Source organism: Hymenobacter jejuensis, assembly GCF_006337165.1.
Taxonomy (GTDB): Bacteria; Bacteroidota; Bacteroidia; order Cytophagales; family Hymenobacteraceae; genus Hymenobacter; species Hymenobacter jejuensis.
On sequence record NZ_CP040896.1, the window covers coordinates 2,558,469 to 2,580,518 of the forward strand.

Annotated in this window: 21 protein-coding genes and 1 tRNA gene; 6 read left to right on the forward strand and 16 right to left on the reverse strand. The window is 56.7% G+C overall.

Annotation, left to right across the window (positions count from 1 at the left end):
• Positions 1-26 precede the first annotated feature (26 nt).
• The 3 genes from FHG12_RS10555 to FHG12_RS10565 form a co-directional block, all read right to left on the reverse strand.
• Positions 27-545, reverse strand: coding sequence for a VOC family protein (locus tag FHG12_RS10555; RefSeq protein WP_230471084.1), 519 nt, complete (start codon positions 543-545; stop codon positions 27-29).
• A gap of 107 nt (positions 546-652) precedes the next feature.
• Entirely contained in the window at positions 653-1,240 is a 588-nt protein-coding gene (locus tag FHG12_RS10560) for a VOC family protein (RefSeq protein ID WP_139515698.1), read from the reverse strand.
• Between the two features lie 209 nt (positions 1,241-1,449).
• Positions 1,450-2,952 carry a nicotinate phosphoribosyltransferase gene (locus tag FHG12_RS10565; RefSeq protein ID WP_139515699.1) on the reverse strand — a complete coding sequence of 501 codons (1,503 nt, stop codon included), beginning with the start codon at positions 2,950-2,952 and terminating at the stop codon, positions 1,450-1,452.
• A gap of 105 nt (positions 2,953-3,057) precedes the next feature.
• On the opposite strand from FHG12_RS10565, the gene FHG12_RS10570 reads away from it, so the two are divergent.
• Positions 3,058-3,744: a DUF1345 domain-containing protein gene (locus tag FHG12_RS10570; protein ID WP_139515700.1), complete on the forward strand. Its 687-nt coding sequence runs from the start codon at positions 3,058-3,060 to the stop codon at positions 3,742-3,744.
• 87 nt (positions 3,745-3,831) lie between these two features.
• Here FHG12_RS10570 and FHG12_RS10575 read toward each other — a convergent pair whose 3' ends face one another.
• Both FHG12_RS10575 and FHG12_RS10580 read right to left on the reverse strand, forming a co-directional pair.
• Positions 3,832-4,203, reverse strand: a complete 372-nt coding sequence (locus FHG12_RS10575) for an STAS domain-containing protein (RefSeq protein ID WP_139515701.1) — start codon at positions 4,201-4,203, stop codon at positions 3,832-3,834.
• Between the two features lie 884 nt (positions 4,204-5,087).
• Entirely contained in the window at positions 5,088-5,756 is a 669-nt protein-coding gene (locus FHG12_RS10580) for a response regulator (RefSeq protein ID WP_139515702.1), read from the reverse strand.
• 626 nt (positions 5,757-6,382) lie between these two features.
• Between FHG12_RS10580 and FHG12_RS10585 the strand changes: the two genes are divergently transcribed.
• From FHG12_RS10585 to FHG12_RS10600, 4 genes are all read left to right on the forward strand, one after another.
• On the forward strand, positions 6,383-7,030 hold the full coding sequence (locus FHG12_RS10585) for a response regulator (RefSeq protein WP_139515703.1): 648 nt from the start codon (positions 6,383-6,385) through the stop codon (positions 7,028-7,030).
• A 205-nt stretch (positions 7,031-7,235) separates the two neighbouring features.
• A complete protein-coding gene (locus FHG12_RS10590) occupies positions 7,236-7,655 on the forward strand; it encodes a hypothetical protein (protein ID WP_139515704.1) in 420 nt (139 codons plus the stop codon).
• Positions 7,656-7,813: 158 nt separating this feature from the next.
• Positions 7,814-8,134: a hypothetical protein gene (locus tag FHG12_RS10595; RefSeq protein ID WP_139515705.1), complete on the forward strand. Its 321-nt coding sequence runs from the start codon at positions 7,814-7,816 to the stop codon at positions 8,132-8,134.
• A 57-nt stretch (positions 8,135-8,191) separates the two neighbouring features.
• The gene (locus FHG12_RS10600) at positions 8,192-8,464 is read left to right on the forward strand and encodes a hypothetical protein (RefSeq protein WP_139515706.1); all 273 of its coding nucleotides are present in this window, start codon (positions 8,192-8,194) and stop codon (positions 8,462-8,464) included.
• Positions 8,465-8,572: 108 nt separating this feature from the next.
• Here the strand turns inward: FHG12_RS10600 and FHG12_RS10605 are convergent, their stop codons facing one another.
• The 4 genes from FHG12_RS10605 to FHG12_RS10620 form a co-directional block, all read right to left on the reverse strand.
• Positions 8,573-9,877 carry a cation:proton antiporter gene (locus FHG12_RS10605; protein WP_139515707.1) on the reverse strand — a complete coding sequence of 435 codons (1,305 nt, stop codon included), beginning with the start codon at positions 9,875-9,877 and terminating at the stop codon, positions 8,573-8,575.
• A 199-nt stretch (positions 9,878-10,076) separates the two neighbouring features.
• The gene (locus FHG12_RS10610; protein WP_139515708.1) at positions 10,077-11,060 is read right to left on the reverse strand and encodes a YitT family protein; all 984 of its coding nucleotides are present in this window, start codon (positions 11,058-11,060) and stop codon (positions 10,077-10,079) included.
• Between the two features lie 189 nt (positions 11,061-11,249).
• Entirely contained in the window at positions 11,250-11,603 is a 354-nt protein-coding gene (locus FHG12_RS10615; protein ID WP_139515709.1) for a hypothetical protein, read from the reverse strand.
• Positions 11,604-11,800: 197 nt separating this feature from the next.
• Positions 11,801-11,872 (reverse strand) — tRNA-Arg (locus FHG12_RS10620).
• 133 nt (positions 11,873-12,005) lie between these two features.
• On the opposite strand from FHG12_RS10620, the gene FHG12_RS10625 reads away from it, so the two are divergent.
• Positions 12,006-13,187 (forward strand): DUF2652 domain-containing protein, encoded by a 1,182-nt coding sequence (locus FHG12_RS10625; protein WP_139515710.1) that lies wholly within the window; start codon positions 12,006-12,008, stop codon positions 13,185-13,187.
• Positions 13,188-13,231: 44 nt separating this feature from the next.
• Here FHG12_RS10625 and FHG12_RS10630 read toward each other — a convergent pair whose 3' ends face one another.
• The 7 genes from FHG12_RS10630 to FHG12_RS10660 all read right to left on the reverse strand — a co-directional run bounded on the left by FHG12_RS10630 (position 13,232) and on the right by FHG12_RS10660 (position 21,813).
• On the reverse strand, positions 13,232-15,406 hold the full coding sequence (locus FHG12_RS10630) for a bifunctional alpha,alpha-trehalose-phosphate synthase (UDP-forming)/trehalose-phosphatase (RefSeq protein WP_139515711.1): 2,175 nt from the start codon (positions 15,404-15,406) through the stop codon (positions 13,232-13,234).
• A gap of 297 nt (positions 15,407-15,703) precedes the next feature.
• Complete coding sequence (locus tag FHG12_RS10635) at positions 15,704-16,126, reverse strand: response regulator (RefSeq protein ID WP_139515712.1); 423 nt, start codon at positions 16,124-16,126, stop codon at positions 15,704-15,706.
• A gap of 58 nt (positions 16,127-16,184) precedes the next feature.
• On the reverse strand, positions 16,185-17,900 hold the full coding sequence (locus tag FHG12_RS10640; RefSeq protein ID WP_165699370.1) for an ATP-binding protein: 1,716 nt from the start codon (positions 17,898-17,900) through the stop codon (positions 16,185-16,187).
• Complete coding sequence (locus FHG12_RS10645) at positions 17,893-18,231, reverse strand: circadian clock KaiB family protein (protein WP_139515714.1); 339 nt, start codon at positions 18,229-18,231, stop codon at positions 17,893-17,895. The genes FHG12_RS10640 and FHG12_RS10645 overlap by 8 nt, the downstream gene beginning before the upstream one ends.
• Before the next feature lie 9 nt (positions 18,232-18,240).
• The gene (locus FHG12_RS10650; RefSeq protein ID WP_230471085.1) at positions 18,241-18,567 is read right to left on the reverse strand and encodes a circadian clock KaiB family protein; all 327 of its coding nucleotides are present in this window, start codon (positions 18,565-18,567) and stop codon (positions 18,241-18,243) included.
• Positions 18,568-18,571: 4 nt separating this feature from the next.
• Complete coding sequence (gene kaiC / locus FHG12_RS10655; protein ID WP_139515715.1) at positions 18,572-20,317, reverse strand: circadian clock protein KaiC; 1,746 nt, start codon at positions 20,315-20,317, stop codon at positions 18,572-18,574.
• 257 nt (positions 20,318-20,574) lie between these two features.
• Entirely contained in the window at positions 20,575-21,813 is a 1,239-nt protein-coding gene (locus FHG12_RS10660; protein ID WP_139515716.1) for a Pycsar system effector family protein, read from the reverse strand.
• Positions 21,814-22,050: the final 237 nt, after the last annotated feature.

Sequence of the window (22,050 nt, forward strand, 5' to 3'; positions counted from 1 at the left end):
CAAGCGAGCGCAAGCCCAAGCAACGGCTATTTCTTTTTGCCAGGCGGATAAATCGGGTTGTTGGCCACGCCCACCTCGTTGCCGTCGGGGTCTTCGGCAACGAACCTAAGCGCCTCGGGCTCCGATCGGTGCAGCTCCTTAGACGACGCGTCACTTGGCTTGTGCCTGTCGAGCCTTTTCGGCTTTTTGAAAAATAGAAACCCTTTGAAATGCGTGCCGATCGAAGCCAGCTCGCGGTACTTGCTCTGTACAGCGTCGGGGTTAGGCACCGACCAGTAGAATACGGCCCGCTTGAGTTGCACCTGTTCCGGATTGGTGTCCAAGATGACGGTCGTCGTACCGATTTTGTACACGGCGTACGCATACGAACCCCCGTCGTTAACCACCCGATCGGGTTCGCGGCCGAAGAAACTGTTGTACCATTTTATCGCCCTGTCTATGTCCTTAACGGGGTAGATGATCGTGTCCTGCTCCTGCGGCTTGATAACGACGGGGGGCGGATTGCCTCCACTTACCTTAGACGGGCGGCACCCGCTGCCTAACAAAACACCAAGAAGTATTACTGCGATAAGTAGAATATTCTTCATCTACCTGACAATGAGCAAGATATGTGAATAAGAATTTTGAAGGGGCTTCTTAGCAGGGTATCTTCTTATTCCTCAGTGATCAGTGAAGGAACGTAGATTGGGTTGTTGACGACACCCGCCCGGTTGCCGTAGGGATCCACCACGATAAAAGCCTGTACCTCGGTTGGTTTTTGTGTCACTTCTCGCACTCCCAATATGCCTTTGGGCTTTTTAATACTGTGAGGCTTCTTGTCAAATTCGCTGCCCTTGTCCTTCAGCTTTTTATATTTTATATCTACATCCTTCACGTCGGGCAGAACCCAATAGAAGACGGGTTCATTTAGCTGTAGGTATACAGGATCTGTGGAAAGCAGCACTGTAATAAACGATTTGCTGCCGTTCGTGGTCTCAATCTTGAAACTCCGGTAGGGTTTCTCACCGGGACCGAGCACAGGTTTATCCTCCGCTTTTGTCAGAAAGAAATCTTCATACCACTCCACAGCTTTATCAAGCTTACTTGGATCGGCAATGAAATAGACAACTGTGTCTTGTGAGGCAACAGGCTTATCTTGCCCATCAAACCCGTGATAGTGATGGCGCTTGCGCTTGCGGCGCCCTAGTACCAAGGCAGCTCCCGCCAGCAGCAGGGTTGCAACTAGGAAATTGTTTTTCATGGATACCTATAATCTACTTCAATAACCAACCAGATAGTACCCTGCAACTCACCGAGAAGGAGCCCTTGTCAGGACGTCGTCACACGAAGGCTACTTCCGAATAAGCGCAATAGGATCAAGATAATAAAAAATATACTATATAAAATATACAAATGTGCACCTTCATTATCTCATGAAGGCCACAGAACGCTGAAAATAAAGTACTTGCGTTAAGCCGGTCGCAGCGGCCGCTTCTCCAGAATCAGGTCGGTGCGGAAGTGGTGCAGGGAAGCTTCCAGGCCCACCGGATACGTGTGAGGATTGAGAAAGCGCCGGATGCTAGGGTCGAGGCTATGTACTTCGCGCTGAGCATATTGCCGGATCTCCTCCAAGGTCGGCAACTCACAGACGCGTTGGCCCGCGCGGAAGATAGGCTCCAGCAATTCGCGGTAGTCGGAGTTGGCGCGCACCGCCCGGCGACGGGTAATATCTTGAGGGTCAATTATTTCTAATTTATCAGGAAGGGGTGCGGCGGTGTTGTAGAGCATGTCGGCGCGGGGTTGGCCTTTTTCGCTGACAAAGCGCCGCACTTGCAGGATGCCGGGAATGCTGGTTTTGGCCAACTGCTCGGAGAGCTTGATGGTGAATTCCCAATCCGAATCATCGGCTTTGCGTAGCGCGGCCAGCTTGTACACGCCGCCTAGAGCGGGCTGGTCGTAAGCCGTAACAAGCTTGGTGCCGATGCCCCAAGTATCGATCTGGGCGCCTTGCAGCTTTAAGCTGGTAATCAGGTTTTCGTCGAGGTCGTTGCTGGCGACGATGCGAGTGTTCGGGAAGCCAGCTTCGTTGAGCAGGGCACGGGCCTCGCGGCTGAGGTAGGCCAAGTCGCCCGAGTCAAGGCGAATGCCGGCCAGCTCGTGGCCTTGCTCGCGCATCCGGCGTGCCACGGCAATGGCGTGCCGCACGCCCTCCAGCGTGTCGTAGGTGTCGACCAGAAAAACCGAATCGTCGGGGAAGGCATCGGCGTAAGCAGCGAAAGCAGCCTCTTCGTCCTCAAACGACATCACCCAGCTGTGCGCGTGCGTGCCCCGCACCGGAATGCCGAATTTCTGTCCGGCCAGCACGTTGGATGTTCCATCAGCCCCGCCCAGATACGCCGCGCGGCTGGCTGACAGGCCACCGTCGATGCCTTGTGCCCGGCGCAGGCCAAACTCCAGAATCTGGTCGCTGGGACCGGCGGCCTCGCGGATGCGGGCGGCTTTGGTGGCAATTAGGGTCTGGAAATTGACCAGCGTCAGCAATGCCGTTTCCAGCAGCTGTGCTTGCAGCAGCGGTCCTTTCACCCGGATGAGCGGCTCGTTGGCAAACACCACGGTGCCTTCGGCAATGGCATCGACGTCGCAGGTAAACTTGAGCTGCCGCAGATATTCCAGAAAGCCCGGCTCGAACAAAACAGCGCCTTTGCTGCCACGCAGGCTGCCCAAATACGCAAGGTCATCTTCGGTAAAATGCAGTGTCTCAAGCCAATCGGCAACGTACGCCAGGCCAGCGCATACCGCATAGCCACCCTCAAAAGGGGGCCGCCGAAAGTACAGGTGAAACACGGCTTCCCGGTCTTGCAGGCCCTGCTTCCAGTAGCCATACGCCATGGTGAGCTGGTACAGATCGGTGAGGAGGCTGAGTGAAGACGCGTAAACGTCGGCGAGCGGGCGCGTAGAGGAGGCTGAAGTCATAAAAAGCAACTGAGTCCGAGGCCTCATACGTAAGTCATCGGAATGGGCTCACGAAGGACGTAAATCCACGCTAATTCCGCACCTTGAGCTGCCTTCCTTCTGTTTATGCCTCGTTCTTCTTCCTCTTTGCTTCAACTGGTGCACCGTGCGGGCATGCTATCGGCCACCGTGCGGTTTCTGGCCGCCACGGCACCGGGCATACTCGTTTTTTTGCTGACGGCCGCTATTCTGCCGCTTCTGGGTCGAGCCATAGCCGGCTGGGACGCTTTCGTCCTGAGCTGCTTAGTGCTGATGTGGGCCTCCATTCTGACCGCCGAGCCCCGTCACATCCGCAGCGTGGCAACTGCCGAAGACCCTGGGCGGGGGTTTACGTTTGTGCTGGTGTTGGTGGGGGCCGGCGCCAGTTTGCTGGCTGTTATTTTTATGTTGGGTGCCTTGCACGGCATGGCGGCTGGCCCTCGCAATCTGCACGTTACGCTGGCAGCTGTGGCAGTGCTCGGTACTTGGCTGCTGCTGCACACTATTTTTACGCTGCGGTACGCGCACCTCTACTACGATCCGCATACCGACGGGGCCGAAGGCGGCCTGGAATTTCCCGGCACCAGCATCGAGCCCGATTACCTCGATTTTGCCTATTTCTCCTTCGTCGTCGGCATGACGGCCCAAACCGCTGACATCGGCATTAGCGGCCGCACGCTACGCCGCATCGCGTTGCTGCACGGCATTTTGTCGTTCGGTTTTAATACGGCCGTGATTGCCCTGAGCATCAGCGGCTTAAGCAGCATTCTCTAGCCCGGATGCTCCGGCGTGGCTTGCTTTTTAGCGAAGCATTGCCTAGCTAATGGCTGGTATAAATATCTGATAATCAAATATTTGTGTTTATGCACTGGCGCGTGGCGCCCCAGCCAAATGGGCATGGCAGTACAGGTCCGCATCGAGCAGGGTTGGCACCACGGGCACTTGCGTAGCCGCCGAAGTCTGGCTGAAGGCGTGCTGAAGGCTGTCGTCGAGGTGGCAAAGCACCAGCTGTACGTTGCGCTGTTGCAAGCGCCTATAATAGCCTACCAGCAACGAAATAGTAGGAGCCGGCAGGCGGTGCAACTGGCTGCAATCGACCCAAATGCTGGGCTTGCCGCTGCGCACGGCGCTTCGCAGCGCCAAGGCCAAAGTTTCCTGGTCCAGTAACGAATTTTCCTCATCGGTGAGGATCAGCAAATAGCTTTCAGGTAAAATTTCGCGTTGAATTTCCATTATCACCAAAGCAGCAGGTTAGTTACTTCTGCAGACCCGCTCCAAGGCTGAAAGGACGGCTCTACTAGTAAGTCGGTTGCTTGCAGAAACTCCGCGCAACCCAGAAGGCAGAAGTTGTAAAGTCAGGTAGTAGCTACTTCCTTGAAGTACTGGCAGGAAAGATAGCGATCTGATTTACAGAACATTCAGGTGTGACAGCTGATAATCAAAGCTACAGAATTGTATGCAAAAACGAAACGCGTGAAATACGGCTTTTGGTCTTGCACTTTCACATTTTCAGAGCCAAGCGTTCCAAACATGCCTTTCCTGCAATTTAAACCTTGAATTTTTGTATAATACTCAGTATCAAGGCTTAATGAAAATGCATGCAGTTGTGAATTTTAGAACATCGGATTTGGATATTTGTGAATAATTCAATATCATTTAGGACAAAAATATAGTCACTAATAATTCTGCTCTTGAAATATTCGCCTTTGCTCCGAGCGGTGCGGGTTTGTTCTCGAACGAAAATACGTAGTTACCGAAGTGAAAACCGGTATCTATCCCGCCATAAAATCGTGAATCTTGCTTGGCCTAGTAGCCGGATCACCTGCCATTGGGGTGGTAAGCAACCGGAACCGGCGGCCTACCAGCGGCCCAAGCCGCATGCTACTGCTCTTCTGCGCTATGAAAATGCCGTGTCGTACTTCTTTCAGCGGAAGAACGCCCCCAACCGGACCCTGGCTGAACAGTTGCGGCAGTTGGCCAGCTGGAATTTGTGCTTTCTTGATACCCTTCGACTTTCCGCTGTAAGCTCACCCTTTTCGTGGCGCCATACCGTGTTTAGCAGCCCCGCTTCAGAAAGCGGTGGTGGCTGGGTATAGCATTGATTATCAAAGTGATGCTTATTCAAGCAAGCCGTTGCTCACGGCGAACTTGATGAGGGCGGCCGTGTTCTTGGCCTGGGTTTTCTCGATGATGTTCTGGCGGTGGGTTTCCACCGTGCGCTTGCTGGTGAAGAGCTTGTCGGCGATCTCGGCGTTGGTCAGGCCCTCGGCGATGAGCTTGAGCACCTCCAATTCCCGCTTCGACAGGTCGTTGGGGCGCTGCGAGGAACCCGCGTTGCCGGTCTGATAAGCGCTAAGCGACGTGGAGCTTTGCATAATGCGCTGCAACAAGCTCAGGCCCAAGTGGGTACAGATAAAAGGCCGACCCGCAGCTACCATCCGGATGCCAAAGCTGATCTCCGAAATGTCGGCGCTTTTCAGCACGTAGCCCAGTGCCCCGGCTTCCAGCATGCGGTTGACGTAATTCTCGTGGTCCAGCATCGACAGGATCAGGATGCGCACCTCGGGATGCAGCGTGCGCAGCTCGGTCACCGTTGCAAATCCATCCATGACGGGCATATGGATGTCCATGACCACCACATCGGCGGACGTGTCGGCCAGCAGGTCGAGGAGTTCGCGTCCGTGGTTTGCTTCGCCAACTGTCTGTAAATCAGGTTCTTCGTCGAGTAAGGCTTTTACGCCATCGCGCAGAATGGTGTGGTCGTCGGCGAGAACTACCCGAATCATGGAAAACAAACTCCTTTGTTAAAGCTCTAAAAAAGAACGGATTACATCTGGATTACTATAAGCTGTAACCGGGCAAAATGTTTGGTGGCCGGCTAATTACTTTGCCCAAACGCGGCTGACTTGTGGCGATGTGGGAGCGCCCGCCACCCCTGCGGTAAGTTGCGCCGACGGTTGGGTTTGTACTGAGGTAGCTTCCGTAAAAAGCGGTATTTTAGACACTGAAGGCGGTTTTTCGACGAAATGGAGTGCTCATTTGCCAGCGCTATACGTTTACTGAACGGTACTTTTTTTCTCACCCTAATCCCCATAGCTCTATGACCGACACCTCATTGAAGTAGGGTAGGAGCGGGGCCCGCCAGCCGGCTCACAGGCGGCAATAGCCACCCGCGGCTATCGGCCCTTCTTGTACTTGCTTTCCTGTTTCTACCGACTCGCAGCTAGGTAGCCTAAGCCCTCGGAAGATGCTTTCGAGGGTTTGGTGTTTAAAGCCGTTAACTTGCCGACGTCGGAAACCAGCTGGCCGGCCGTGTTTGTCTTTTGCCCCCAATGCCGTATCTTAAGATAAATAGGTCCGGAACCCAACCTCGGCCAACTGGTTATCCCACAGTACTTTCAGCTCTGTTGTCATGATCCGACTTGTTCTCACCGATGACCATGCCATTATTCGCGATGGCATCCGGTCTTTGCTCCGTGACCAACCCGACTTGGAAGTAGTGGGCGAAGCATCCAACGGCCTGGAATTGTTGGAACTGCTGCCTTCCACCCCCGCCGATGTAGTGGTGCTCGATCTGAACATGCCGGGCATGGACGGCTTCGAAACCCTTACGCACTTGCAGCGCGACTTCCCCGAGGTACGCGTGCTGGTGCTTTCAATGCTCGACCACGAGCGCTACGTGGCTCAGGCGCTGAACGCGGGCGCTTCCGGCTACGCGCTCAAAAACTCGCGCCGCGCCGAGCTGGTGTTCGCCATTCATTCGGTGGCCGAAGGGCAGCAATACCTGTGCTCGGCCATCGGGCTGAACCTGCTCAACAAAATGCAGAATTCCGACGGTGTCAGCAGTGATGGCCCCCGCCCCAACGGCAACCTGTCGAAGCGGGAATTGGAGGTGCTCAAGCTCATCGCCGAGGGCCTGACCAACGCCGAAATCGCCGACAAGCTCTTCACCAGCAAGCGCACGGTGGAAACCCACCGCCAGAACATCATCGAGAAAACCCAGGCCAAGAACACGGCCGCCCTCATCAAGTTCGCCATGAGCAACGGCTTGTTGGGGTAAGATAACGCAGGAAAAAGACGCGGATCAGAGCTGTTGCTGAGAGGTGATTTTATAACACATTGTATATCAATTGGTTATGAGATTAAACAATTTTAATGGATATTGTATTTTACTATCTCCCATCCGAACGCTTTCCGATTAAGAAGCGCCGAAGGTTAGGAAGTTTTCGGCCGCCTTCTTTTTGCTCTTCTGCTCACCCCGTTGCATGCTTTCTTCACCCCGCCTCCACGAGACTCTTTACTTTCGAAATCCTGCCGGCACCATCCTCTACCACAGCGCCGGTTACGTGCGCCTGTCTTGGAATGCCAGCAGCCCGCAAAGCGCTGAAGTGATGGGGCTGTACGAACACGCGCTCACGTTGCTGCAACGCACGGCCGCCACCAAGATTTTGTCGCACCACGGCCAGCGCCAATCCCTGTCGCCGGAGTTGCAGCAGGCCCTCACGCAAGATTGGATTCCGCGGGCCGTGCGCCAGGCTGGCTTGTCGTATTGCGCCATCGTGGAGGGCGAAAACCCGGTGCAGCGCCTTTCGGTGCAAGCCATCGTTGCGCAGTCTGCTACTGCTCCGGTATTTAAGCGCTTCCGCACGCTGGAAGAGGCCGATTTGTGGCTTAAAACGCTGTAGCTGATCGCCTTTGCCCGGATTCTTTGCTCCGGCCGGGACCTTTTTTGCCGAAATATTCCTTTTGCTTCCCGATGCAGGACCGGCAGTTGGCGGCCCAGAAAAAATATCCTTGTTAATTCTGCGTAACTTACAGAATGACAGAGCAATATTTAAGGAGTTTGGGTTTTAACAAGATCACCGACGGCAGCGGCGCAAAGCAGGAGAAACTTTTTTTAGACTCTTGGGTGTATCAACACAGCCGGGATGCGCAGGACGGTAGCCACTTGTTTGTAGCCCATCCGTTCGGAATCCCGACTTGCCGCGTGAGTGCTTTGCAAAGCCCCCTCGATAGCAAGGACGTGTTTGCCGACCTCGGTCTGGATGATACGGTTGGTTTGCAAAACGCTGTCAATCAGTTTTTTGTGTTGCACGGCGGCATGGGCCGCGAAGTTGTTCCTGCGCCTGGCAATACGTTTCGGCCTTACCGTCGGCAGCTCTAACCTGCTGGCAACGAGGCCTTCACATTCGATAACTTAGTTAGAAAATACCCTTGTAATATGGAGTACGAAGTTGGGAATCTGAGTCTGCAAGAAGCCACACGCCACGCCCCCGTAGTCGACTACGCCCGGTGCATCGACGTGAGCAAACGACCCGCCAACCACGCCGGCGATTGGCCCGAAGAGGGCAAGCTGTACCCCGTGCGCGTAGTCAATTCGCTGCTCGAAGGCATGCCCCTGATTCACATCCTGGGTTTTCAGGCCGAAGCTCCTTATTACAATGCCTACGCGCCGCATCGGTTTCAGATGCTGTATACCATGTGGCTTAATTAAATACTTGTAAATCAGATATTTGCAAACAAAAAGCGACCGCCTCGGCTTGTAGCCGAGGCGGTCGCTTTTTGTTTGAGCGGAAAGGAGTTCGGGGAAGTACTACAGGGGTTATCGGGCGCTCTCCAGGGCACTCTCGGCGAGTTGCTCTTCCGCGGCCGCATCGGTTAGTTCGGCGGAGGTTTTGCGACCGTGGCGACGGTCCAGCCAGTTCATAACCGGCGTGGCCAGCGTACCGTGCAGCACCACCGACACCAAAACGGTAAACCCCAAGATCGACCAGAGCTGGCGGGCATCGGCGAAATCGGCTTTGTCGAGGGCGAAGGCCAAGTAAAAAATAGAGCCAATGCCGCGAATGCCGAAAAACGAGATGACGCCGCGCTCAGCCCACGTTACCCGCTTCGAGCGGGCCAGGGTGAGCATTCCGCCCACGGGGCGCAGCACCAAAATCAGCAGCAGCGACAGCCCGACGCCGGCCCAGGTAAGCGACGACAGCAAGCCGCTGACAATGGCGCCGCCAAGCAAGATCAGAATCACGACGATGAGCAGCCGCTCGAGTTGGTCGGTGAAGGCGTGCATTTGCTTGTGGTACTCGTGCTTGCGCTCGTAACTGCGCAGCGTTACCGCCGCAATAAACACGGCTAGAAACCCATAGCCGTGCAGCAGTTCCGTTACGCCGTACGTGGTCAGGGTAACCGCCAGCGCGATAAATCCATACGCTGCCGCCTTAATACTCACGCGCTTGGGCAGGCTAAAAATCAGGTAAGCCAACAGCTTGCCCGACAGCCACCCCAGAAACAAGGCAGCCACAGTCCGGTACAGAATATCCATCCAGAGCCAGTGGATAATCCGGTCGGCGAGGGGCGCGGCGGCCACCGGCAGTAACGCCAGAGCCAGGTACACAAACGGAAAGGCGAGGCCGTCGTTCAGCCCGGCCTCACCAGTAAGAGAAAAGCGCACATTGTCTTCCTGGCCCTCGCCCGGATCGCCCACCTGCACGTCGCCGGCCAGCACCGGATCGGTGGGAGCCAACGAGGCCGCCAGCAGCACCGCCGACGCCGGCGCCAGTCCCAGCAGCCAACCCGCCACTGTAAACCCGGCAATGGTCAGCACCATCAGCACCAGCACGAGCAGCAGCGGCGTGCGCCACGTGCGCAGGGAAAACGGCCTGTCGATTTTGAGGCCGGTGCCCGTGAGCGCCACAATCACGCACAGCTCGGAGAGGTGCGTAACCAGTTTGGGATGTTGAAACGGATCGGCGGCGGGCATGCCCAACGGCAGCCAGTACACCAGCATGCCGAGCCCAATGTAGAAAATGGGGTACGACAGCGGGTATTTTTCCAACAGCGAGGGCAGCCAAGCCACTCCCAAAATAGCGATCCCCATCAGGACCATCACAATATTGTAAACTGACATAGGTCGTCGTTAACGCATTAAAAGTCAGTTGATTGTGGCGTATTTATTCTTGCCATCCATTGGCATGCCACTTCAAACTGGTCGCCGCCGCAGTGGGGCGAGCGCCGCAGTAGGGCCGTATACGGCGAGCCGGCACAAAAGCACAACAATTACTCTTGTGCCGACTGTGGGCTTACCGCGTGTCTTGCGAGGCCGGCGCTTAGTGCAGCGGCCGCTTTTTTACTAGGCCGCCTTTGGTATCGCGCACGCTGTGCATTACGACAAAGGCCTGATTATCAATCTTGTTGATCTCGTCGGTGAGCTGGGTTACCTCCAAGCGCGTGACTACCGTAAAGATGACGTCGATGGCTTCTTGGTTGTGACCCCGGGAGCCGTAGCCGCGCTTGCCTGAGTAGATGGTGGCCCCGCGGCCGAGCTTTTCCGTGACCATCAGGCGGATGGCCTCGCTCTGCGAGGAGATAATCGTGACGCCGGTGTATTCCTCGATGCCTTCGATGATGAAATCCATCGTTTTGGCCGCCGCCAGATACGCCAAGATCGAGTACAAGGCCGTTTCGACGGACAGCAGCAAGGCCGCCGCCCCAAAAATCAGGATGTTGATGACCAGCACCACATCGCCCACCGACAGGGCCGTGCGCTTGCTCACGTACACGGCCAGCACCTCGCTGCCGTCCAGCACGGCCCCGCCGCGCACCGTCAGCCCGATGCCTGCTCCCAAGAAGAAGCCGCCAAACACGGCAATCAGCAGTTTGTCCTGAGTGAGCGTAGGAAACGACACCACCAGCAGCACCAAGGCCAGCGCCAGAATGGTGGCTAAGGTCTTGAAGGCAAACCATTTGCCCAGCTGAAAATACCCCAGAATGATGAATGGGATGTTAATCAGTACAATCAGGATGGATAGCGATATGCCTGTTAACTGACTCACTAACAGAGATATACCCGTAACGCCGCCGTCGATAAACCCGTTGGGCAACAGGAACGCTTTCAGGCCGAGCGCGGCCGAGAAAATGCCGGCAACCAGCATCGCAACCTGAATCAGCTGGCGCTTGATCCACCAGCCGGCAAAGGGAAATACCCAGTTTTCCGGGGTTGGCGGAGCAGAAGGAACAGGCAAACGGCTGGACGCACCGACCGCCCGTTTTTTTTCCGTCAGGCGGTGCATCAAAAGTTGTTGAAGAAACATGTAACTATTGGTAGGTCAAGGTCTGGATTCTTGTCGGACCACGCTTTGTGGCTTAATGGCCTTGTTGCAAAGCGCTGATTGACAAGATGATACCCCGTAATGAAACAAACACGAAAAGGTAGCTGCCGCATCTCCTGACCCTAGTAAGAGGACGCTGGGAGCGCGGCACCTGCAAGAGGTGGTTTGTAGTTAGGGGGCGTTCGGCGAAAGGGCCGTCAGCAGCAGCCGGACCCGAAAATAGTTGGGCAGGGCCGTGGGCCGCGGCGCCGGTACCAGTGCCGCGGCTACCCACGTGGGGGCAAACCCCGGTAGCAAGGGCACGAGCGCCGGACCAAGCCCGCCGAGCGGCAGCGGTCCGGGCTCGGGCGGGGCGACGGCCTCGCGGTTGAGCTCCGAGCCGCTAGTTAGTTGAGCCGGCTGAGCAGAATTCTGCTCGTGGGCACGTACGACCGTTGCCGGTACGGTAGCCTTGCCAGCCGCCAGCACCCGTTGCTGACTCAGACCGGCCGCCCACAGCAAAATGGCGAGCAGCGGGAGGCGCAAACGAGGCAGTATGGAGGCGAAGTGTAGCAAGCGAAACCGGATAGCGGAATATGTATATACGCAGATTCTCTGAATTTTAACCACCAGTTGTGCTGCGCTGGTTCCCTGCTTCGGCATCTTGACGAAGCGTTACTGAAGAAGCCAAATTACGGCCGGAACAAAAAAACCTTCCTTACGAAGCGTAAAGAAGGTTTTAGTAGCCCCGGCGGGAATCGAACCCACATCAAAAGTTTAGGAAACTTCTATTCTATCCGTTGAACTACGGGGCCAGCAGCGGGAAGTAATACAAAGGTAGCCCGAAAGCCGCCTCTCTCCCAAACCCCGCGGCTTGCCGACCGCGTATAGCGACCTAACTTGCGGCTTGCTTTCCCCTCCTCTATTACTGTCGACCTTCCGTTTTTTATGGGCTTACTCGACGATTTGCGCGCCGCGCGCCGTGCTGCGGGTGGCCGCTGGAAAACGCCGAACCCAGGCACCGACTACATGGTGCCGGCCCTGCTGTTCATTCCGGATATCAGTGGTTTTACGCGCTTCATCGAGGCTTCCGGGAGCCGCTTGGCGCCGTATCTGATTGCCGATTTGCTCGAGATCCTGATCGAAGCCAATTTGCTGGATATGCAAGTGAGTGAAATTCAGGGCGATGCGATTTTGTTTTATCGTTTGGGGCCGCCGCCGTCCATCGCGGATATGGTGATGCAGTGCCGCCGCATTTTTCTGGATTTTCAAAATTATTTGCGCCTCGTGGAGCGTGACACCGACTCCGACCTGGGCGCCGCCCTGCGCAACAACGACCTCACGCTCAAGATCATCGTGCACTACGGGCGCGTGAGCATCGCCCAGATTCGGGAGCATACCAAACTCATGGGCCGCGACCTGATTGTGGTGCATCGCTTGCTCAAAAACGATGTGACGGGTAGCGAATACGCCCTGTTTTCCGAAGACTACCTCCAAACCCAAACGCCTGCCGACATCACTCGCAGCTTCACCTGGACGCGGCTGCTGCGTGGCAGCACCGTCTACGAGCATCTGGGACGCATCGAGTATCGCTACGCCCACCTCACGCCGCTGCGCCAACTGCTCGAAAGTGCCGATGCCGGCCCTTCGCCCAGCGGCCAGCAGAGCAACGCGTTGCAGGTGCGGCGGGCCATTCGGGTGCCGGCTTCCTATGCGCTACGCGTCATCAGCAACTTTCGGCTGCGCTCCCGCTGGATGCAGGGTGCTACCGGCGTGCTCTACGACCTGACCAAAGCCGGCCGCCTCGGCACCAGCTACAAAGTCGATCTCAACCGGGGCCAGATCGACTTTCAGGCCGTGCAACTATTTGAGGATGAGGAAGAACGCACGGAATACGTCGAGAAGATCTCGCTGTTTCGGGTGTTTCCCAACTCGCTGCTGTTCTATTTCATTCAGCCCGTCGATGCCCATTCCTGCCTCGTGACCTTGGAGTTTCGCTACGGGCATGTGGTGGGGAGCCGGGTAGTGCAGTTTGGGCAGCTTCGGCGGATGCACCGGTTTTTGGGCGCCTCCATCCGACAGTTGGCCGCCCTCTGCGAACGCATGAACAGAAAACAGCTAAGCAGATAACTAATTTATAATCAATTGATTACAAAGAGGTCTGAATCTGGGCTTTACAGCAGGCTGCGTAACAGGTTGCGGACTTCAGTGACGCTGGTCACGTGGAAGCGGGCCAGCGAACGCGGCATGATTCCCACCTTCACGGTATAGGCCTCCGGTGGCATGGCCCCGAAGGTATCTTCGTCGGTGCGGTCGTCGCCGATGGCCAGGATGAAATCGGGCTGGTAGGTGCTGAGCCAGCGCGCCGCGGCCGTGCCTTTGTGAATGCCCGCATTCTTAATTTCGACGACTTTATTACCCTCCATGACCTGCAAATCGGTGTTGGCGGCCAGAAATGTGAGGTGACTCATTAATTCCCGCGTCCGGATGGCGGCTAGGCCTGGGTCGGCGCGGCGGTAATGCCAGGCCAGCGAATAGTCTTTCTCCTCGATGAAGGCGCCGGCCGTGCGGTTGACGTACAACTCCAGCACCGCACGCATGCTGTCCTTCCAGTCGGCTTTCAGATCCTGAAACATAGTCCAGTCCTGGCCGGCCGTGCGCAGCCACACGCCGTGTTCCGCAATGATGTCGAGCGGCAGATGCCCCAGCCACGCGGCCAAAGTCTCGCGGTCGCGTCCACTGATCAGCACCACCCGGTTCTGCGGAATGTCGGTCAGGGCGCGCAATAGCAGGCGCAGTTCCTGGTCGGGCTGGGCACGCTTCGGGTCGCGGTGAAAAGGAGCCAGCGTGCCATCGTAATCGAGCAGGAGCAAGCGCTGCGAGGCCTGCTCATACGCCTGCACCAGTTCCTGGCTAATCTTGGCATCGAGTAAGGTAGTGGAAAGGGTGAATTGCTGGCTTTTGCTTTGCGTTAACTGGTTCATAAACAGATCAGTCCAGGCAAAAACGTCGTATTGGCGTACCAGTGCCTGCATCATCCGCATGCGTTGCACTTGCTCTTCTTCGGGCATGACCAACGCCTCGTGCATGGCCTCGGCCAGTTGGCCCATGTCCGTCGGGTTGATGATGAGAGCATCTGACAACTCACGGGCGGCGCCGGCCCGCTCACTCAAGATCAGGACGCCGCGTTGGTCGGCTTTACTGGCAATGAACTCCTTGGCTACCAAGTTCATACCGTCGCGCATGGGCGTTACCAGGGCCACGTCGGCCATGCGGTAGAGCGTGGCCAGCTCATGCAACGGCAGCGAACGGTAGAAGTACTGAATAGGATTCCAGGAAATGGTACGGTACTGCGCATTAATGCGGCCGACCAATTCATCAATTTCTTCTTTAAGTGATTGATATTGAGGTACTTGATCGCGAGAGGGTACCACTACCATAATTAGGCAGACTTGCCCGCGCCACTCGGGATAGCGCGTCAGGAGCAGTTCAAACGCCCGCAGCCGCTGGGCAATGCCCTTGCTGTAGTCGAGGCGGTCGATGGACAGGATCACGCGGGCGTCCTGCAAGGCTTGCCGGTATTCTTGCTCGTGCTGCCGGGCCTCTTCCGACGCCGCGGCTTGGGCATAGCGCTCGTAGTCAATGCCCATCGGGAAGGCATCAACCAGCACCGTGCGGGTAGCCGTTTCGATCCGGCCGTTCTGGCTGGAAAGCCCCAGTAGCTGCGACACCGAGCTCAGAAAATGGCGCATGTAGCCGAAGGTGTGGAACCCGATGAGGTCGGCGCCCAGCATGCCCTGCAACAGCTCGGCCCGCCACGGCAGCGCTCGCAACAGCTCATAGGAAGGAAAGGGGATGTGCAGGAAAAAGCCGATGGTGGCCTGGGGCCGCGCCTGGCGCAGCATCTGCGGCAGCAAGAGCAATTGGTAGTCGTGCACCCAGATGGTGTCGTCGGGGCCGGCCAGCTCCAGCACGGCCCGGCAGAATTTCTCGTTTACGGCCACGTAGGCCGCCCAGAAAGTGTCGTCGTAGACGGTGTATTGCGGGAAGTAATGGAAGGTGGGCCAGAGCGTCTCGTTGCTGAAGCCCTCGTAGTAATCCCGGATTTCGGTTTCGGTCAGAAAGACCGGGGCCATGCTGTCGGTGCGCAGCTGCTCGGTCACGAATTCCTGTTCGGCCACGTCCTCCACAAACAAGCCTGGCCAGCCCACCCACACATTGTTGTCGGCGCGGTAAATTGAGCCCAGGCCCGTGGCCAGCCCGCCTTCGCTGGGCTGAAACGTGAGGCCTTCTTCGGTGCGTAGTACTTTGGTAGGTAGGCGGTTAGAGACGATAATCGTTCGGGTCATAACGTACTTTACGGATGATACTCCCTAATACCTACGGAAGAAAATCCGATTCCGCCGTAAATCCGCCGGCCTCCGGTGCGGGTCCATGCCCGCAGAATCTGCTCGCAAATGCCGCGAAAAGGCCGGCCGATTCCAAGGCTCAGCGCGCCTCGCTGCGGATTGTCATCGCGCGGAGCGAGCGCAAGAGCCGTCTTTTGGCTTATTTATAAGTAATTGATAATAAGATAATTATAAAATATAAATTATTGCACTGTAACCAGCCGAGCGGTTAACCAGCCCCCAACTGCTGCTTACCGATTACGCCTTCGGCAGTTGGCGCGCGAAATGCTTGCGCAGAATGCTGTCAATTTTTTCCTCGGTGAGCGGTTTGTTGACGAAGTCCGAGATGTTGAGGTGTTCCAGCCGTTGCACGTCTTGGGGGTGCAGCGATGTGGTAAGCATCACAATGACAATGGTTTGCCCCTGCGCAAACGGAAGCTGCGCGTACGCTTCCAGAAACTCGAAGCCGTTCATGATGGGCATTTTCACGTCCAGCAGAATCAGCACGGGGCAATCGGGGGTGGCAGTGTGGCAGTGCTGCTGAAGCAGATCCAGCGCCTCCTGGCCATTGTTGGCGATCAGGAGCTTTTCGGTTACGGCTAAGCGCTTCAGTAGTAACTGATTAAGATAATTGGTGGTCTGATCGTCGTCAACCAGAAGCGCGCAAGTCAGCTTTTGCATGAAACGGAAAGTTGGGCGTAAACTATTGATTAATAAGGTTCTAATTTCAAGGCCAGCTTTAACGCCGGAAGTACACCGAGAACGTGGAGCCGATGTCGAGCTGGCTGGATACCTCGATCTTGCCGCCGGCATTTTCTACCATTTTCTTCACCATGTATAGCCCAATGCCGCTGCCATCGACGTGCGAATGAAAGCGTTGGAACATCGAGAACAGCTTGAGCTGATTGGAGGGCGTCAGGCCCAGGCCGTTGTCGTGGACTTCCAGCACCACGTAGTCGGCTTTGGTGTGGCAGAGCAGGCGCACTTCGGGCACGCGGCCGGGGGCGCGGTACTTGAGGGCATTGCTGAGCAGGTTGTAGATGACGCTGCGCAGATTTTTCTCGCTAAACGCAATGGCCGGGCAGGCTTCCACGTCCACGATGAGTTGCGCGCCGGAGGCTTGCACCAGGGGCGCCAAGTCGAGGGTAACTTCCTGAATAACATCGGCTAGCCGCATCCAGGCGGTGGGCTGCGCATGCTCCTTTTGCAGCTTCGACACTTCGGTCAGGTGCTCGATGGTGCGCTTGAAGCGGTCCACCGAGTCCTGAATCATGTTCATGATGGGCTCTACTTCCCCCGAGCGCTTCTCCTTGGGCAACTCCCACAGCAAGGCATGCAGCAACCCTTCGATGTTGCTGATCGGCGCTTTCAGGTCGTGGGAGGCCGTATAGATGAAGTTATCGAGGTCGACGTTGGCGCGGCGCAGCTGCTCGTTGTTGTCCTGAAGCTGCCGTTGGGCCTGGTCGATGCGTTCGAGAGCCAGCTTGTGCTCGTGAATGTCGGTGCAGGTGCCTATCCACTCGATGATGTGGCCCTGCTCATCGTAGGAAGGCAGGGCGCGGCCCAGCATCCAGCGGTAGTCGCCGTCTTTGTTGCGGAAGCGGTATTCCATTTCAAAGGTGGCGCCCGTGCGCAAGCAGGTTCGCCAGCGCACATCGGCCGGGCCGTGGTCGTCGGGGTGCAGGTGTTCCAGCCAGCGGATGTCGTTTGTTTCGGCTGATTCCCGACCGATAAAGCTAAACCAGCGCCGGTTCAGCGATGTGTTCACGCCTTCGGGGCTGGCCGTCCAGGCGATGTGCGGAATGCCTTCCAGCATGCGGTTGGCTTCGGCCGCGGCTTGCTCACTCACCAGGCGCGCGGCTTCCTGCCGTTTCAGCTCCTCATTTTTGCGGTCGATGACGGCGTTCTGCTCCGCTACCTGGGCCTGGATGGTGTTGATCTTGCGCTGCGCCGATAAGTCCGTGACAATCACGGCCAATACGGAAGCGCTGTTGAAGGTGAGCACGTTCATCGAGAGCGCAAACGGCACCAACACACCGGCATACGTCATGAGTGGCAACTCACCTTTGGCCTTACCCACGGCCCAGCCGCTTTCACACAGGGTAGTCCAGTAAGTCCGAAATTCGGCGGGCACAAAGCGGTCGAAGGTACCGCCAATCATTTCTTCCAGCGCCCGATCCAGCAGCTCGGCCATGCAGGCGTTGCAGTACAGCACGGTGGCGTCTTCGCCGAGCAGCAGCGCGCCTTCGTTCATCTGCTCAATGAGCGTGCGGTAGCTTTGGTCGGCGCCTTCCAAAGTGAAGATGCGCGGGCCATCGGCACCCTGTACAGCCAAGGCATCTACCGCTCCCGTCCGAATGGCAGTAATCAGCTCTTCGGCTTCCAGAAGTTGCAGGCGCAGCTCCTCGTTTTCGCGGGCTAGCGCAGCGGCAGTAGGCACAGAAGCTTCATTCATTGGCACCATCTGGGTTGGGTAGTAAGGGCAGCTGCAAGGCCGCCAATACCTGTTCGCGCTGCGAAAGATCGCCGACCAAGCGGCGCACCGGCAAGGGGTACCGCTTGATGAGCGTAGGCGCCGCGATGATTTGCTCCCGCTGGGCCAAGTTGGGTTGCTGGTAAATATCTACGATGAGCAGCTCGTACCGGCCTTTCAGGTACTGCTCACAGATTTCCTTGATGTTGCGGACCGCCCGAGTGGAATTGGGCGTGGCGCCGGTGATGTACAGGTGAAGCACGTAATCGGGCTCTGCTGAAATAGGGGATTCTTCTGATTCCGTGGCTTCCATTCGGGCGGGTTATTTGAGATCAATCGGCCGGATATCCAGCCCAACCAGCACCCGTTCTTGGTTGGACAAGTCGCCGATGATCTTCCGGATGGGTACGGGTACTTTCCGCACCAGGGTCGGGATGGCCAAGATCTGATCGCCCTCCGCTAATTGTGGATGTTGCAGTAAATCAATTACTTCCAGTTTATAACGTCCCTTCAGATACGTCTCGCAGTATTTTCTCAGATTGGCCAGGGCGGTCACTGATTTGGTAGTTTGGCCGGCTACGTATAGCCGTAGCTCCCAGGTTTCGTCTTCCATTACGGGCGAGGTGTCGGTTAAGGTGTTCTTTTGCAAGGGATTACGAATTGGGCTTCTTGTCGCCTGATTGGAAATTCTTTTCGTTGGAGGAAGCGCCCAAGATGTGTTCGCGGCCGGTCGCGAGCGCCTGTTGGCGTAGCAGCTCCTGATGGTTGATCTGGCGCAGTTCCTCTTCCACCGACTCAAACTCGGTACGCAGGTTGGCAATCGTCGATTCCAGCACGCGGCGCTTGCGGTCGAGCTCGCGGTCCTTGCGGTCCATCTCCGCCTTGGCGGCCAAGGCTTCGGCCTGCTCCTGCATCTGCTGGGTCAGGCGGCCGGCGCCGGTCACGATGCCTGCTGGCCCAATTACCACATCGAGGAGCTGCACGCCGTGCTCGGTCACCAGAAACTCGCGCACCTGGTTGGAGTGTGCCATGCCCCGCGACTTCAGAATACTGATGCCCCGGTTGCGTTCCCCGATGCCTTCCAGATCGCGGACGCTTAGCCACGTATCCACTAACGAAGAAACGCCCTCTTCGGTCATCTCTTGCTGAATGTTGCGTCCGCTGAGCAGCGACGTAAACAGCGCCGTGATGTTATTGACTTTCAGGTAGTCGATCAGCCGCGTGAGCATGCTGCGCACTTCCGCGATGTTGCCGACAGTAATCAGGTTGCTGATCGGGTCGATCACGACGGCGTCGGGGCGAAACTCGCTTACCTGCTTGTGCAGCGTGACGAGGTGCTGCTCCAGCCCATTAAGGGTCGGGCGCGACGCTTCAATGCGCAGCAAGTCTTTGTCTAGCCAAGGCCCCAAATCCATGCCCACCGAGCGCATGTTGCGCACCAACTGCTGCGGCGACTCCTCGAAGGCGAAATACAGGCAGCGCTGGTTTTGCTGACAGATAGCGTTGGCAAATGAAGCCGCCAGCGTGGTTTTGGCCGTGCCCGCTGTGCCGGTGATCAGGATGCTGCTGCCTTGGAAAAAACCACCCCGCCCAAACATCTTGTCCAGAGCAGGTACGCCCGACGAAACAATTTTGTCGGATACGTCGTGGTCCAGCTTCAGCGAGGTCACGGGCAGCACCGAAATGCCGTCCTGCGTAATCAGGTACGGATATTCGTTGGTGCCGTGGGTGCTGCCGCGATACTTCACGATGCGCAGCCGCCGCGTCGTGATTTGGTCGATCACGCGGTTGTCGAGCAGAATCACGCAGTCCGAAACGTATTCTTCCAGACCTTGGCGCGTGAGGGTGCCGTCGCCGCGCTCGGCCGTGATGATGGTCGTGACGCCCTTGTCCTTCAGCCAGCGAAACAGCCGCCGCACCTCGGAGCGCAGCACCGCTTCGTTGGGGAAACCCGAAAAAAGCGATTCGATGGTATCCAGCACCACGCGCTTGGCCCCAATGGAGTCGATGGCGTATCCGAGCCGGATAAACAGGCCTTCTAGGTCGTACTCTCCGGTTTCTTCGATCTCCGACCGATCGACGTGCACGTGGTCGACCTTGAGCTTCTTTTGGGCCTGCAAGCCCGCCAAATCGAAGCCCAGCGACGTGACGTTGGCCGTCAGCTCTTCCGCGGTTTCCTCGAAGGCCATCAGCACGCCGGGCTCGTCGTAATCCAAGATGCCGCGCACCAGAAACTCGATGCCCATCAGGGTTTTGCCGCAGCCCGCGCTGCCGCACACTAGGGTAGGGCGCCCCGCGGGCAAGCCCCCTTCCGTGATCTCATCCAGCCCTTCGATACCCGTCATCACCTTGGGCAACCGGGGCAAAACAGCGGCGGAAGAAGTTTTTTCTTCTTGCATGAAGTAGTAGTTTAAGCTAAAGATAAGCCTTTCTGCAGGGAGTGCTGCCGAAAGCAGCAGCAATCAGGGTGCGCAACGCCGCTTGCTAGGCATTGCGTTCGGGATTCGTCAGAAAAATAAAAATGAGCGGCACCGTACCAGCGCCGCTCAACAAGAAGGCTGCCCAAACGCAACCGTTGCCGCTGCCCTAAAAGCAAAAATCAGAAACCGGCTTTTCTATACAGATAGTTGATTATCAATTAGTTATATAGAAGGTATTATGCCTTGTACAGCAAGGCAATGCCAAACGAAAGCGCCGTCAGAATCAGGCCGACCATGAAGATGGTGTAGCTGATGCGCAGCAGCCGGTACTTGCGCGTGAGCACCTCGCCGAGGTAGTAGATGTCGGTCACCATGTTGGTGTAGAGCTTGTCTTTCTGGCGCATGATCTCAGTCATGCCACTTTGGAAGTCGTCGAGGCTGAGCTTGTTGAAGTTGCCGAAAAACAGCAGGTTGACGCGGCGGTTGGTGGCAATCTGCGGGCTGCGCTCCAGCCACTTAAAGCTCGTGACGTCGGGTTGGGCGCACAAAATGGCCGATACCACCGAGCCCAAGGCCGTAGCCAGCAGCAAGCCCATCGGGATGGTCAGGATGGGGTTGCGGATGAAAGCCGGATTGATGACCGTAGACTTGCCGCCGATCTTGGCGCCTAAATAAGTGATGATCAATGAGATAAGCACCGCGTTGAGGCTGATCATCATGTTGGCCTTTTTGTCGGCCATGTCCGAAAGCTTCATGTGGTTGCTGTACATCGTCCGAAACATCGTTTCGATGCCCCGCTTGGGCTCGGCGAAGGTTTCGGTTTCGGCTTCCTCTTTCTTCTTGTGCTTCTTCTCGATCTTCTTGAGCACCTTGCGCTGCTCCTTGATATTCTCTTTGAATTGCTCTTTATAGCGGTCGGCGGCCACTTCGGTGAGGAAGTTGGTAGTCATCAGAAAATCGAGCTGACTTTCGGCCCACTCCACGTTCGAGTACGTTTTGCCCAGCATCGACTCCCATTCCACGCGCAGCAGCTCGGCATTGGCAAAAAACTCCGGCATGCCCAGGTTGCTCATGTCGGCATCCACGAGCAGCTTTTGCAGCTCGGTTTCGCGCGAGCCGTCGCGGTGCGTGGCCGCGATGGTGTCTTTTATTACGGCAATGCGGTCGGCGGGGTAGCCCTGTTCGGTCAGCCACTGCTCGGCCAGTTCCATGCTGCGGTATTCGTGGCCGTCGTAGGCGTCGATGTAGCCCGAATCGTGAAACCAGGCGGCCAGCACCAGTGCTTCGAGGTCGGCTTCCGACAGGCCGGCCGCCTGCCCCAGGGCCCGCGCTTCTTTTACGGTTAAGCTAGTGTGTTTCAGCGTGTGATATACGAGCTGACGCGGTAGCTTTTCTTCGAAAAGCGTTGTAATATATGCCTTGGCTTGCTTGATGATTTCGGCCTTAGCGGGTTTGAGTGTGGCAATGGTTTCCATAGGGCGGAACGAGTAAGGAGCAGCCGGGAAAGTGTAGCAACAGCTCCTGATTCGCTTAGAACGCGAACTGTGCGCTGAAGTTTTTTACGGGCCGAAGCTGAACCGACGCGTGAATGTTTGCGTAGGGCAGCGCACCACAGCCCGCAACGGCTGCAAATGAATGATGGAGACGAGAAGGTAAGTTATACAATCTTTTACCCCAACATTTTCGTTTCCTTGCTAACACTTAGTGCGAGC